This window comes from Variovorax paradoxus, from assembly GCF_902712855.1.
GTDB classification, from domain to species: domain Bacteria; phylum Pseudomonadota; class Gammaproteobacteria; order Burkholderiales; family Burkholderiaceae_C; genus Variovorax; species Variovorax paradoxus_Q.
This window is the reverse complement of the sequence record NZ_LR743507.1, coordinates 5,257,814-5,269,412: the sequence shown is the minus strand read 5'-3', so window position 1 is coordinate 5,269,412 and position 11,599 is coordinate 5,257,814. Positions and strand designations below refer to the sequence as shown.

At 65.5% G+C, this 11,599-nt stretch carries 14 protein-coding genes; 9 read left to right on the top strand and 5 right to left on the bottom strand.

The annotated features are described in order from the left end of the window. Positions 1 to 80 precede the first annotated feature (80 nt). On the bottom strand, positions 81 to 1,025 hold the full coding sequence (locus AACL56_RS25010; RefSeq protein WP_339092485.1) for a sugar ABC transporter substrate-binding protein: 945 nt from the start codon (positions 1,023 to 1,025) through the stop codon (positions 81 to 83). A gap of 207 nt (positions 1,026 to 1,232) precedes the next feature. On the opposite strand from AACL56_RS25010, the gene ychF reads away from it, so the two are divergent. Beyond that, positions 1,233 to 2,324 (top strand): redox-regulated ATPase YchF, encoded by a 1,092-nt coding sequence (gene ychF, locus AACL56_RS25005; protein WP_339092484.1) that lies wholly within the window; start codon positions 1,233 to 1,235, stop codon positions 2,322 to 2,324. Between the two features lie 178 nt (positions 2,325 to 2,502). After that, positions 2,503 to 3,177, top strand: a complete 675-nt coding sequence (locus tag AACL56_RS25000) for a glutathione S-transferase (protein ID WP_339092943.1) — start codon at positions 2,503 to 2,505, stop codon at positions 3,175 to 3,177. On the opposite strand, the gene AACL56_RS24995 is transcribed toward AACL56_RS25000, so the two are convergent. Then, on the bottom strand, positions 3,178 to 3,642 hold the full coding sequence (locus tag AACL56_RS24995) for a YqaA family protein (RefSeq protein ID WP_339092483.1): 465 nt from the start codon (positions 3,640 to 3,642) through the stop codon (positions 3,178 to 3,180). It lies immediately after the preceding gene. A 194-nt stretch (positions 3,643 to 3,836) separates the two neighbouring features. Between AACL56_RS24995 and dusB the strand changes: the two genes are divergently transcribed. From dusB to purH, 3 genes are read left to right on the top strand one after another with little or no spacing between them, the layout of a single operon-like run. After that, on the top strand, positions 3,837 to 4,898 hold the full coding sequence (gene dusB / locus AACL56_RS24990; RefSeq protein WP_339092482.1) for a tRNA dihydrouridine synthase DusB: 1,062 nt from the start codon (positions 3,837 to 3,839) through the stop codon (positions 4,896 to 4,898). Positions 4,899 to 4,915: 17 nt separating this feature from the next. Further along, positions 4,916 to 5,152: a Fis family transcriptional regulator gene (locus AACL56_RS24985; RefSeq protein ID WP_007838304.1), complete on the top strand. Its 237-nt coding sequence runs from the start codon at positions 4,916 to 4,918 to the stop codon at positions 5,150 to 5,152. A 16-nt stretch (positions 5,153 to 5,168) separates the two neighbouring features. Continuing rightward, on the top strand, positions 5,169 to 6,776 hold the full coding sequence (purH, locus tag AACL56_RS24980) for a bifunctional phosphoribosylaminoimidazolecarboxamide formyltransferase/IMP cyclohydrolase (protein ID WP_339092481.1): 1,608 nt from the start codon (positions 5,169 to 5,171) through the stop codon (positions 6,774 to 6,776). A gap of 99 nt (positions 6,777 to 6,875) precedes the next feature. Here the strand turns inward: purH and AACL56_RS24975 are convergent, their stop codons facing one another. From AACL56_RS24975 to thiD, 3 genes are all read right to left on the bottom strand, one after another. Then, positions 6,876 to 7,352 (bottom strand): hypothetical protein, encoded by a 477-nt coding sequence (locus AACL56_RS24975; protein WP_339092480.1) that lies wholly within the window; start codon positions 7,350 to 7,352, stop codon positions 6,876 to 6,878. Positions 7,353 to 7,534: 182 nt separating this feature from the next. Further along, positions 7,535 to 8,821 (bottom strand): glutamate-1-semialdehyde 2,1-aminomutase, encoded by a 1,287-nt coding sequence (hemL, locus tag AACL56_RS24970; protein ID WP_339092479.1) that lies wholly within the window; start codon positions 8,819 to 8,821, stop codon positions 7,535 to 7,537. A gap of 125 nt (positions 8,822 to 8,946) precedes the next feature. Continuing rightward, entirely contained in the window at positions 8,947 to 9,909 is a 963-nt protein-coding gene (gene thiD / locus AACL56_RS24965) for a bifunctional hydroxymethylpyrimidine kinase/phosphomethylpyrimidine kinase (RefSeq protein ID WP_339092478.1), read from the bottom strand. Positions 9,910 to 10,020: 111 nt separating this feature from the next. Here thiD and AACL56_RS24960 point away from each other — a divergent pair, with 111 nt between their 5' ends. The 4 genes from AACL56_RS24960 (at position 10,021) to AACL56_RS24945 (ending at position 11,591) form a co-directional block, all read left to right on the top strand. Next, complete coding sequence (locus AACL56_RS24960; RefSeq protein ID WP_007838397.1) at positions 10,021 to 10,191, top strand: rubredoxin; 171 nt, start codon at positions 10,021 to 10,023, stop codon at positions 10,189 to 10,191. Between the two features lie 83 nt (positions 10,192 to 10,274). Beyond that, positions 10,275 to 10,673: a response regulator gene (locus AACL56_RS24955; protein ID WP_081271091.1), complete on the top strand. Its 399-nt coding sequence runs from the start codon at positions 10,275 to 10,277 to the stop codon at positions 10,671 to 10,673. Further along, entirely contained in the window at positions 10,673 to 11,038 is a 366-nt protein-coding gene (locus AACL56_RS24950; protein ID WP_339092477.1) for a response regulator, read from the top strand. Before AACL56_RS24955 ends, AACL56_RS24950 begins: the two co-directional genes overlap by 1 nt. A gap of 19 nt (positions 11,039 to 11,057) precedes the next feature. Beyond that, a complete protein-coding gene (locus AACL56_RS24945) occupies positions 11,058 to 11,591 on the top strand; it encodes a chemotaxis protein CheW (RefSeq protein ID WP_339092476.1) in 534 nt (177 codons plus the stop codon). The last annotated feature ends 8 nt before the right edge of the window (positions 11,592 to 11,599 follow it).

Sequence of the window (11,599 nt, the reverse complement as noted above, 5' to 3'; positions counted from 1 at the left end):
GGCTTTGCCGGGCCGTCGGTGTTGCCCCCGGTAGGGGGAAGGCGAAGCGACACGAAGTGCGCGAAGCCTGGGGGCGAGCATCACTTCGTGACCAGCACCACGTCCGTCTTCACTTCGGCGGGCATTTCCGACTGCTTCTTCTTGTCGGCGATGGCCTTCAGCGCGGTCTCGATGCCGAACACGGCCTGCTTGGCGGCGAACTGGTCCGCCGTGGCGAGCACGCGGCCGTCCTTCAGCATCGGCTTGATGGCGCCGATGTTGTCGTAGCCCACCACCAGCACCTTGCCCGTCTTGCCCGCGGCCTTGACCGCGGCGACCGCGCCCAGCGCCATGCTGTCGTTGCCGGCCAGCAGGGCCTTCAGGTCGGGATGCTCGCGCATCATGCCGGCGGCCACCGTGTTGCCCTTGTCGATTTCCCACTGGCCCGACTGCACGCCCACCACCGTGACGCCGGCCGCCTTCATCGCGTCCTGGTAGCCCAGCGTGCGCTGCTGCGCATTGAAGGTGGTCGACACGCCTTCGATGATGCCGACCTTGTCGCCCGACTTCAGTTCCTTGGCCAGTGCGTCACCCACCAGCTTCGCGCCGGCGCGGTTGTCGGGGCCCACGAACGGCACCTGGATGCCCTTTTCCTTGAGTGCTGCGGCATCGAACTGGTTGTCGATGTTCACCACCAGGATGCCCTTGTCGATGGCCGCCTTGACCACCGGCACCAGCGCCTTCGAATCGGCCGGCGCGATGACCAGCGCGTTGATCTTCTGGGCCACCATCTGCTCGACCATCTTGATCTGCGCGGCGGTGTCGGTCTCGTCCTTGATGCCGTTGGCCACCAGCGTGTATTGGGCGGCGTGCGCCTTCTGGTGCGCCTTGGCGCCGTCTTCCATGGTGCGGAAGAACTCGTTGGCCAGCGACTTCATGACCAGCGCGACCTTGGGCTTGTCCTGCGCGAAGGCGGGCGTTGCGGCAATGGCGCCCAGCAACGTGAGGGCGGCGGCGCTTTGCAGGGTGCGGCGGGTGAACTTCATGGTGAATGTCTCCAGGGATGGTTGATCAGGGCGGGACGCCGGTCTTGGCCGGGGCTCCGATGTTACCTGTGGGAAACGTTTGCGCAAACGTTTGCTAATTGGGTTTAACCCTGATGCCGGGAGCGGCAGAAATGCGGTCCGAAGCCCTGCCGGACGGGCGTGCAGCCATGCTCGCCTAAAATCGCCGGTTACCCAAGAGGACCTCCCATGAGTTTGCAATGCGGCATCGTCGGCCTGCCCAACGTCGGTAAATCCACCCTTTTCAATGCGCTGACCAAGGCCGGCATCGCGGCGGAAAACTATCCCTTCTGCACCATCGAGCCCAATGTGGGCGTGGTGGAAGTGCCCGATCCTCGGCTTGCCCAGCTCAGCGAGATCGTGAATCCCGAGCGCGTGGTGCCCGCCATCGTCGAGTTCGTCGACATCGCCGGCCTCGTGGCAGGCGCCAGCACCGGCGAAGGCCTCGGCAACAAGTTTCTGGCGCACATCCGCGAGACCGACGCCACGGTGAACGTGGTGCGCTGCTTCGACGACGAGAACGTGATCCATGTGGCCGGCAAGGTCGACCCGATCTCCGACATCGAGGTGATCCAGACCGAACTTTGCCTGGCCGACCTGGCCACGGTCGAAAAGGCGCTGCACCGCCACACCAAGGTGGCCCGTTCGGGCGACAAGGACGCGCAGAAACTCGTCGGCCTGCTCGAGCGCTGCCAGGCCGCGCTGAACGAGAACACGCCCGTGCGTGCGCTCGAGTTCACCAAGGAAGAGTTGCCGCTGGTCAAGAGCTTCACGCTCATCACCGCCAAGCCCGCGATGTTCGTGGGCAACGTCTCCGAAGACGGCTTCGAGAACAACCCGTATCTCGACCGCCTGCGCGAATACGCCGCCAAGCAGGGTGCGCCTGTGGTCGCCATCTGCGCCAAGATCGAAGCCGACCTGGCCGAGATGGACGACGAAGACAAGAAGATGTTCCTGGCCGAGATCGGTCAGGAAGAGCCCGGCCTGAACCGCCTGATCCGCGCGGCCTTCAAGCTGCTGGGCCTGCAGACCTACTTCACCGCCGGCGTGAAGGAAGTGCGCGCCTGGACCATCCACATCGGCGACACCGGCCCGCAGGCGGCCGGCGTGATCCACGGCGACTTCGAGAAGGGCTACATCCGCGCCCAGACCATCGCGTTCGAGGACTACATCGCCTTCAAGGGCGAGCAGGGCGCGAAGGACGCGGGCAAGATGCGTTCGGAAGGCAAGGAATACGTCGTCAAGGATGGCGACGTGATGAACTTCCTGTTCAGCTCATAACAGGCTCGCCCCCAGGCTGCGCGCACTTCGTGTCGCTGCGCCAACCCCCTAGCGGGGGCAACACCTGAGGCCCGGCGAAGCCGGTTCCTCGGTGTTTCGCGAAAAGAAATCCGCGGGTTCTTTGGGGTGTTGTTCGGTAGACTCCGCGCGCCCCGAATCCTTCTCAAGGCCCGCCTCCATGCTCACCGTCCACCACCTCAACAACTCGCGTTCGCAGCGTGTGCTCTGGCTGCTCGAAGAACTCGAACTGCCTTACGAGATCGTCCACTACCAGCGCGATCCGCAAACCATGTTGGCGCCCGCTTCGCTGCGGGCCGTTCATCCGCTGGGCAAGTCACCCGTCGTCACCACGGATGACGGGCTCGCGCTCGCTGAATCGGGCGCGATCATCGAGACCGTCATCGAGCGTTTCGGCCAGGGGCGGCTCGCGCCCGCTGCCGGCACTGCGGAGGCGCTGCGTTATCGCTACTGGCTGCATTTCGCCGAAGGTTCGGCGATGTCGCCGCTGCTGCTGAAACTGGTGTTCGACCGCATCGAGAGCGCGAAGATGCCGTTCTTCGCAAAGCCGATCGCGAAAGCGATCGCGGCCAAGACCAAGGGCGCGTTCATCAATCCGAACATCGCAGCGCATCTGGCCTTCATGGAAGCCGAACTCGGCAAGAGCGAGTGGTTTGCCGGCGACAGCTTCACGGGCGCGGACATCCAGATGAGCTTTCCGGTGGAAGCCGCGCAGGCGCGCGGCGGGCTCGACGCGAAGCGGCCGAAGCTCATGGCCTATCTGGAGCGCATCCACGCGCGCCCTGCCTACAAGCGCGCGCTCGAACGCGGCGGGCCCTACGGCCTGCTGAGCTGATCAGAAGATCTGCAGCAGCGCCACCGTCATGGTGATGTAACGCAGGAACTTTCCGATGGCCATGTAGGCCACGCAAGGCCAGAACGGCAGCTTGAGCCAGCCGGCCACTGCGCACAGCGGGTCGCCCACCAGCGGCAACCAGCTCAGCAGGCAGGCCTTCGGGCCGAGCCGCTCGAGCCAGCCCAAAACTCGCACATGGTGTTTCGAGTGCGAGTATTTGTCGGCGACCTTGTGCGCGCCGTAGCCCATCCACCAGTCGACCGCACCTCCCAGCGTGTTGCCGATGGTCGCCACCGCGATGGCTGGCCAGAACATGTCCGGGTTGAGCTTGAGCAGCCCGAAGAGAAAAGGCTCGGAGCCCACGGGCAGCAGCGTCGCGGACACGAAAGCGGCCACGAACAGGGTCGAGAGACCGTACTGCGGCAGCGCCAGCAGCGCCATGAGTGAGTCGAGCCAGGCTTGCATGAGGTCGGTTGAAGTCGGCGAAGTATAGGCAGTGCTCACGTCGCAACCGCGTGGGAGAAGTGCCCGAAAGCCCCGAGGCGCATCGGTGTCTGCACGGGTACCCAGGCCGCAAATCGTTTCAGTCGCTGAAATGCGGCGTGGCTACAATCGTGCCTCATTTTTCAGCAGCCGAACGCGCACCGCTCCTCTTCCAAATGACCTTGCAGATCGGCACCCACACGCTGGAAAACCGCCTGTTCGTCGCGCCCATGGCCGGCGTGACGGACCGGCCTTTCCGCATGCTGTGCCGCGAGCTCGGCGCGGGGTATGCAGTCAGCGAGATGGTCACCTCGCGCAAGGAACTCTGGGGCACGCTGAAAACGTCGCGACGCGCGAACCACGACGGCGAGCCGGGTCCCATCGCGGTGCAGATCGCCGGCACCGACGCGGCCATGATGGCCGAGGCCACGGTCTACAACATCGAGCGCGGCGCGCAGATCATCGACATCAACATGGGTTGCCCGGCCAAGAAGGTGTGCAACAAGTGGGCCGGTTCTGCGCTGATGCGCGACGAGCCGCTGGCGCTCGAGATCGTGCAGGCCGTGGTCGACGCCGCGCAGCCGTTCGATGTGCCGGTCACGCTGAAGATGCGAACCGGCTGGAGCCACGACCATCGCAACGCAGTGAAGCTCGCGCGCGATTTCGAATCGGCCGGCGTGCAGATGCTCACCGTGCACGGGCGCACGCGCGAGCAGGGCTACAAGGGCCATGCCGAGTACGACACCATTGCCGCCGTGAAGGCCGCGGTGCGCGTGCCGGTGGTGGCGAACGGCGACATCCGGTCGCCGGAGAAGGCGCGCGACGTGCTCGCGCTCACCGGCGCCGACGCCGTGATGATCGGCCGCGCCGCGCAGGGCCGTCCATGGATCTTCCGCGAGATCGCGCACTTCCTGGAGACCGGTACGCACCGCGCGCCGCCGCTGGTGGTGGAGGTGCGTCGCTTGCTGCTCGACCATCTGGTGGAGCACTATGCGCTGTACGGCGACTACAGCGGCGTGCGCACGGCGCGAAAGCACATCGGCTGGTATGTGCGCGCGCTGCCCGACGGCGAGGCATTTCGCGCACGAATGAACACCATCGAGGACTGCGCCGAGCAGCTGCGCGCGATCGGCGACTATTTCGACGGGCTCGCAGACCGCATGGACCGCATGCCCGTGCAGCAAGAGGCGGACGGCGAACCGTCCGGCGAAGAGGAGGCGGCTTGCGCCGTCGATTGAAAAAAAGAGAAGAAGCAATGAGCAAGAAACACATCGAGGACTGCGTGCGCACCAGTCTTGACAGCTACTTTCGCGACCTGCGCGGCACCGAACCCGACGGCATGTACGAGATGCTCGTGCGCGTGGTCGAGAAGCCCCTGCTCGATGTCGTCATGACGCGCGCCGAAGGCAATCAGTCGAAGGCTGCGCAATGGCTGGGCCTGAATCGAAACACGCTTCGCAAGAAGCTGGTTGAACACAAACTCCTGAAATAACTCCACGGCATATCCCATGGCCCAGACTGCACTCATCTCCGTTTCCGACAAGACCGGCATTCTCGAATTTGCCCAGGCGCTGCATGCGCTGGGCATCAAGCTGCTGTCCACCGGCGGCACCGCCAAGCTGCTGGCCGACGCCGGCCTGCCCGTCACCGAAGTCGCGGACCACACCGGCTTTCCCGAAATGCTCGACGGCCGCGTGAAGACGCTGCACCCGAAGATCCACGGCGGCCTGCTGGCGCGCCGCGACCTGCCCGCGCATGTGGCTGCGATCAAGCAGCATGGCATCGACACCATCGACCTGCTGGTGGTCAACCTGTACCCGTTCGAGGCCACCGTGGCCAAGCCTGGCTGCACGCTCGAAGACGCCATCGAGAACATCGACATCGGCGGCCCGGCCATGGTGCGCAGCGCCGCCAAGAACTGGAAGGACGTGGGCGTGCTCACCGACGCGTCGCAGTACGCCACGGCGCTGGCCGAACTCAAGGCCGACGGCAAGCTCAGCGACAAGACCAAGTTCGCCTTCTCGGTGGCGGCATTCAACCGCATCGCCGACTACGACGGCGCGATCAGCGACTACCTCTCGGCCATCGACTTCGACAGCAGCATCGGCCAGCCCGCGCCCAAGCGCTCGCTGTTCCCTGCGCAGAGCAACGGCCGCTTCGTGAAGGTGCAGGACCTGCGCTACGGCGAGAACCCGCACCAGCAGGCCGCGTTCTACCGCGACCTCCATCCGGCGCCCGGTTCGCTCGTGTCGGCGAAGCAGCTGCAGGGCAAGGAGCTCAGCTACAACAACATCGCCGATGCCGATGCGGCGTGGGAGTGCGTGAAGAGCTTCGACGTGCCCGCGTGCGTCATCGTGAAGCACGCCAACCCGTGCGGCGTGGCCATCGGCAAGGATGCGGCCGAGGCTTACGGCAAGGCCTTCAAGACCGACCCGACCTCGGCCTTCGGCGGCATCATCGCCTTCAACCGCCCGGTCGACGGCGCCACCGCGCAGGAGATCGCCAAGCAGTTCGTCGAGGTGCTGATGGCGCCGGGCTACACGCCCGAGGCGCTCGAGGTGTTCCAGGCCACCAAGGCCAAGCTCAACGTGCGCGTGCTCGAGATCGCACTGCCCAAGGGCGGCACCACCGACTGGGACAACGGCCGCAATGCCATGGACGTGAAGCGCGTCGGCTCGGGTCTGCTGATCCAGACCGCCGACAACCACGAGCTGTCGATCAACGACCTGAAGGTGGTCAGCAAGAAGCAGCCCACGCCGCAGCAGCTGCAGGACCTGCTGTTCGCATGGAAGGTCGCGAAGTACGTGAAGAGCAACGCCATCGTGTTCTGCGCCAACGGCATGACCATGGGCGTGGGTGCAGGCCAGATGAGCCGCCTCGACTCGGCGCGCATCGCCAGCATCAAGGCCGAGCATGCCGGCCTGTCGCTCAAGGACACGGCCGTGGCCAGCGATGCCTTCTTCCCGTTCCGCGACGGCCTCGACGTGGTGGTGGATGCGGGTGCGAGCTGCGTCATCCAGCCCGGCGGCTCGATGCGCGACCAGGAGGTGATCGACGCGGCCGACGAGCGCGGCGTGGTGATGGTGCTGTCGGGCGTGCGGCATTTCCGCCACTGACGATGAAGGCGCAGCCGTCCTGCAGGCAGGGCGGCCTCCACGAAAAAAGCCGGCAGCGATGCCGGCTTTATCAATGGGCGACGAAGGTTGCGGTTGCCGCTACTCGTGGTTGCCGAAGCGGTATTTGAGCTGGAAGGTGACCGCGCCGTAAAGGCGGTTCTTGATCGTCGGCACGTAGGCGATGTTCAGGCCCCAGTTCTTGCCCTCGATGGCGGCCATCGGGAGGATGGCGGGGAACCAGTTGCCGTTGCGGTAGTTCGGGTAGCCGTCGAAGCCACCCACCACGGCGCCGAACTTCACGCCGTAGAACTCGAAGGGCAGCACGTAGAGCCCGAGGTAGTTCGACTGCCGGCGATCGCTGTTGCGGAAGGTGCCCGCGGTGACACGGTAGGTGTCGTTCAGCGGGTATTCGAAGCCCAGGCCCTGGTTGACGTTCTCCAGTCCCTTTCCGCTGTCGAAGTGCGCGGAGTAGAAGCCCGGGTTGATCCAGATGTTCTTCGGTTCGAAGGACTGGGCGGCGGCGAGCGTGGGAAGCACGAGGGCCGCCACCACGGGCAGCAGGCGCAAAGGGGTCATGGGCTGGAGCGTCCTCGGTATCTGTCTGGCGGCTCTGCGGCGGCCGTGTTTTTCTAGTCCCTGGTGCGTGCGCCGGCGGGACGGGCCTCGCACAGCGCGGGGGCAATATACACGGCGTAACACCAGGTTCCGTGACACGCGGCCCGCCTGCCCGGCCGCCGCGCATGCACCGCCCCCCAGCCTCAGCGCTTGCGGAAGATCTCGCGCGCGGCCTCGACGGTGGCCGCGATGTCTTCATCGGTGTGCGCGGCGCTCACGAAGCCGGCTTCATACAGCGCGGGCGCGATGTACACGCCACGGTCGAGCAGGCCGTGGAACAGCGCGTTGAACTGCGCGTTGTCCGTGGTCATCACGGTGGCGTAGTTCTGCGGCAGGTCGTTCATGAGGAAGAAGCCGAACATGCCGCCCTCGCTGTCGGCATTGAAGGGCTGGCCCTCGGCTGCCGCCGCAGCCTTCAGGCCTTCGACCAGCGAGCGCGTCTTCTTGCCGAGCGCTTCATAGAAGCCGGGCTTTGCGATTTCCTTCAGCGTGGCGAGGCCGCAGGCCGTGGCCACCGGATTGCCCGACAGCGTGCCGGCCTGGTAGACCGGGCCCAGCGGCGCGAGCTGTTCCATGATGGCGCGCGGGCCGCCGAAGGCCGCCAGCGGCATGCCGCCGCCGATGACCTTGCCGAGCACCGTGAGGTCGGGTGTGATGCCCAGCACGCCCTGCGCGCCGTGCAGGCCCACGCGAAAGCCGGTCATCACTTCGTCGAACACCAGCAGCGCGCCGTGCTGCGTGCAGAGATCGCGGCAACGCTTCGCGAATTCGGGCGTCGCGCGCACGAAGTTCATGTTGCCGGCAATGGCCTCGATCATCAGGCAGGCGATGTCGTTGCCGTGCAGTGCGAAAGCTTCCTCGAGCTGCTGCAGGTTGTTGTACTCGAGCACGATGGTGTGCTGCACCACCTCGGGCGGCACGCCGGCCGAGGTCGGGTTGCCGAAGGTGGCGAGGCCGGAGCCCGCCTTCACCAGCAGCGCGTCGGCATGGCCGTGGTAGCAGCCCTCGAACTTGATGATGCTCTTGCGGCCGGTGGCGCCGCGCGCCAGGCGCAGCGCGCTCATGGCGGCCTCGGTGCCGGAGCTCACGAGGCGCACCATCTCCATCGACGGCACCAGCGCGAGGATGGCCTCGGCCAGTTCGATCTCGCGCTCGGTCGGCGCGCCATACGAGAAGCCTTCGAGCACGGCCTTCTGCACTGCCTCGACCACCGCGGGGTGGCCATGGCCGAGGATCATCGGACCCCACGAGCCGATGTAGTCGATGTAGCGCTTGTCGTCGGCGTCCCAGAAGTAGGCGCCCTGCGCGCGCTGGATGAACCGGGGCGTGCCGCCCACGGCCTTGAAGGCGCGCACGGGCGAATTCACGCCGCCGGGAATCACGGCGCGGGCGCGCTCGAAAAGAATGTCGTTGCGATCAGTGTTTGGCATCGGGACTCAGGAAAGGGTTTTCAGTGGGGGCCGCCGCGCATGGCCGCCCGGAGCGGCCGGCCCGCCCCCGGCGGGGGGGTGGCGAAGCGACACGAAGTGCGCACAGCCTGGGGGCGAGCCACATCTCAGTGTCGGGTGTCGTGTGGCGGAAGGGCGAAGTCCGGCTCGGCGTCCGGGTCTTCATCGTCTTCGTCGTCCTCGGGCTCGGCCCAGAACAGGCGATCGGGCAGCACATGGCCCATGCCGGGGCGGAAGCCCGCGTCGAGGCAGCGGTCCATGTAGGCGAGGGCTTCGGTAGTGGCGGCCACCAGGTCGGTGCCGCTGGCCAGCAGCGCGGCCAGCGCGGCCGACAGGGTGTCGCCGGCGCCCGCGAACACGGCCTCGAGCCGCTCGTACTTCTCGCTGGTGAGCACCGACTGCGGCGAGGCCAGCACGTTGTCGATGAACTGCTCGGGCAGCACCATGCCGGTCACCAGCGTGTAGGGCACGCCGAACTCGCCCGCGGCCTTGGCGATGTCGCGCGCGCCCGGCGGACGCTCGCCGCTCCAGTCCGGAAGCAGCCATCGCCACAGGGTGCTGTGGTTTCCGACCAACACCGTGGTTTGAGGCAGAACAAGTTCCCTGAAGGCGTCCAGATAGGGTTCGATGAGGTTCTCGTCCCACCAGGACAGGTTGGGCATGTAGGCCACCACGGGGACGTCCGGGTAGTCGGCGGCCGTCTCGGCGATGGTGCTCAGCGCCTCGGTGGTGCCGACGAAGCCGATCTTGATCAGCTGCACCTCCACGTCCTCCAGGATGGCGCGCGCCTGCTCGGCAATGGCTTCCTCGTCGAACGGGAAGTGGTCGAAAATCTCGGCCGTGTCCCGGGCGTAGGCACCCGTCACGACCGGCAGGATGTGTGCGCCCACCGACGCCATTGCGAGGGCATCGGCGCCCAGGCCGCCCGCGCCGCTGGGGTCGCTGGCGTTGAACACCAGCACGCAGGGGGGATTCAGGTCGCGCTCGGCCAGCTCGCTGTCATCCTGCGAGGGGTCGTTAAGATCGCCCGGTTTGCGGGCGTTATCTGCTGGAAGTAAGTAGATGGTCATACGCCGGGCTGGATTCCCTGGATGGTGGCGAAGGCGCGACGTTTACAGTCCGCCAGTGAGATACGCATAGATACACTCGTTGCATTTAATGAACAAGGACTTTAAGCTCCGATGAACACGAAAACTTGGATGTGCCTGATTTGTGGGTGGATCTATGACGAAGCGGTTGGTGTACCGGAAGACGGGATCGCGGCAGGCACGGCCTGGGCCGATGTTCCGATGAACTGGACCTGTCCTGAGTGCGGTGCGCGCAAGGAAGACTTCGAAATGGTTGAAATCTGAAAGCATGGCATAGATAGAGCTACGCGGTCTGCGTCGATGTCGGCGCGGCGGGCTTCCAGGTCTCTTGAGCAGGAGCGTTTGCAATGGGCCCGAATGGATCAGGTTACAAGGTGCTTGTCATCGACGACAGCAACACCATCCGGCGCAGTGCCGAGATTTTTCTGAAGCAGGGTGGGCACGAGGTTCTTCTCGCGGAAGACGGCTTCGACGCGCTCTCCAAGGTTAACGACCACAAGCCGCATCTGATTTTCTGCGACATCCTGATGCCGCGGCTCGACGGCTATCAGACCTGCGCCATCATCAAGCGCAACGCGCATTTCTCCAACGTCCCGGTTGTCATGCTGTCGTCGAAGGACGGCGTATTCGACAAGGCCCGCGGCCGCATGGTCGGCTCCCAGGACTACCTGACCAAGCCTTTCACCAAAGACCAGCTGCTGCAGGCCGTGCAGCAGTTTGGCATCGTTCAACAGGAAGCGCAGTAATGCCTATTCGAAAAATCCTCGTCGTCGACGACTCCAAGACGGAACTGATGTTCCTGTCCGACCTGCTTCAGAAGAACGGCTATGCCGTCAAGACCGCCGAGAATGCCGACGACGCCATGCGCCGCCTGGAAGAAGATCAGCCCGACCTGATCCTCATGGACGTGGTCATGCCCGGCCAGAACGGCTTCCAGCTCACGCGCGCCATCGTTCGCGACCCCAAGTACGCCGCGATCCCGATCATCCTGTGCACGAGCAAGAACCAGGAGACCGACCGCGTCTGGGGCATGCGCCAAGGCGCACGCGACTACATCGTGAAGCCTGTCAACCCGGCCGATCTGATGTCCAAGATCAGCGCCCTGGCCTGACCGAACGCCTGCCGAGTCCATGGCGAATCGCGATGCTCTGAGAGCCTTCCAGTCCCGGCTGGCGAGCCGCCTGCAGGCGGCTCGCACCACGGGCGTGGCCGCCACCTGGCTGGCCGTCGAGGCGGGCGAGGGCAAGTACCTCTTCCCGCTCGGCCATGCCGGCGAAATCTTTCCCTGGACGCCGCCGCAGCCGGTTCCCTACACGGAGCCATGGTTCCTCGGCGTCGCCAACCTGCGCGGCGGCCTGTACGGCGTCGTGCAGCTGTCGGCTTTCGCCGCCGGCGCCCCGCTCGCGCCGGCCGCCACCGAAGCGGCGCGCATCCAGTCGCGGCTCGTTGCGTTCAACGAACTGCTTGAAGTCAACTGCGCACTGCTGGTCGACCGACTGGCGGGGTTGCGGGGCTCGGAGGCCTTCACGGCGTCCGAACCCCCCAGCGCAGAAGCACCTGCCTGGCACGGGCATCTGTACACCGACGCGGCAGGGGAGCGCTGGCAGGAAGTCAACCTGCAGGCGCTTTCGCAGCAACCCCAGTTTTTGAGTATTGGTGCGTAGCAGTGCTT

Bases quoted from the DNA above. Each gene is read 5' to 3' on its own strand.
- AACL56_RS25010 (WP_339092485.1), bottom strand. From the start codon at position 1,025: ATGAAGTTCACCCGCCGCACCCTGCAAAGCGCCGCCGCCCTCACGTTG.
- ychF (WP_339092484.1), top strand. From the start codon at position 1,233: ATGAGTTTGCAATGCGGCATCGTCGGCCTGCCCAACGTCGGTAAATCC.
- AACL56_RS25000 (WP_339092943.1), top strand. From the start codon at position 2,503: ATGCTCACCGTCCACCACCTCAACAACTCGCGTTCGCAGCGTGTGCTC.
- AACL56_RS24995 (WP_339092483.1), bottom strand. From the start codon at position 3,642: ATGCAAGCCTGGCTCGACTCACTCATGGCGCTGCTGGCGCTGCCGCAG.
- dusB (WP_339092482.1), top strand. From the start codon at position 3,837: ATGACCTTGCAGATCGGCACCCACACGCTGGAAAACCGCCTGTTCGTC.
- AACL56_RS24985 (WP_007838304.1), top strand. From the start codon at position 4,916: ATGAGCAAGAAACACATCGAGGACTGCGTGCGCACCAGTCTTGACAGC.
- purH (WP_339092481.1), top strand. From the start codon at position 5,169: ATGGCCCAGACTGCACTCATCTCCGTTTCCGACAAGACCGGCATTCTC.
- AACL56_RS24975 (WP_339092480.1), bottom strand. From the start codon at position 7,352: ATGACCCCTTTGCGCCTGCTGCCCGTGGTGGCGGCCCTCGTGCTTCCC.
- hemL (WP_339092479.1), bottom strand. From the start codon at position 8,821: ATGCCAAACACTGATCGCAACGACATTCTTTTCGAGCGCGCCCGCGCC.
- thiD (WP_339092478.1), bottom strand. From the start codon at position 9,909: ATGACCATCTACTTACTTCCAGCAGATAACGCCCGCAAACCGGGCGAT.
- AACL56_RS24960 (WP_007838397.1), top strand. From the start codon at position 10,021: ATGAACACGAAAACTTGGATGTGCCTGATTTGTGGGTGGATCTATGAC.
- AACL56_RS24955 (WP_081271091.1), top strand. From the start codon at position 10,275: ATGGGCCCGAATGGATCAGGTTACAAGGTGCTTGTCATCGACGACAGC.
- AACL56_RS24950 (WP_339092477.1), top strand. From the start codon at position 10,673: ATGCCTATTCGAAAAATCCTCGTCGTCGACGACTCCAAGACGGAACTG.
- AACL56_RS24945 (WP_339092476.1), top strand. From the start codon at position 11,058: ATGGCGAATCGCGATGCTCTGAGAGCCTTCCAGTCCCGGCTGGCGAGC.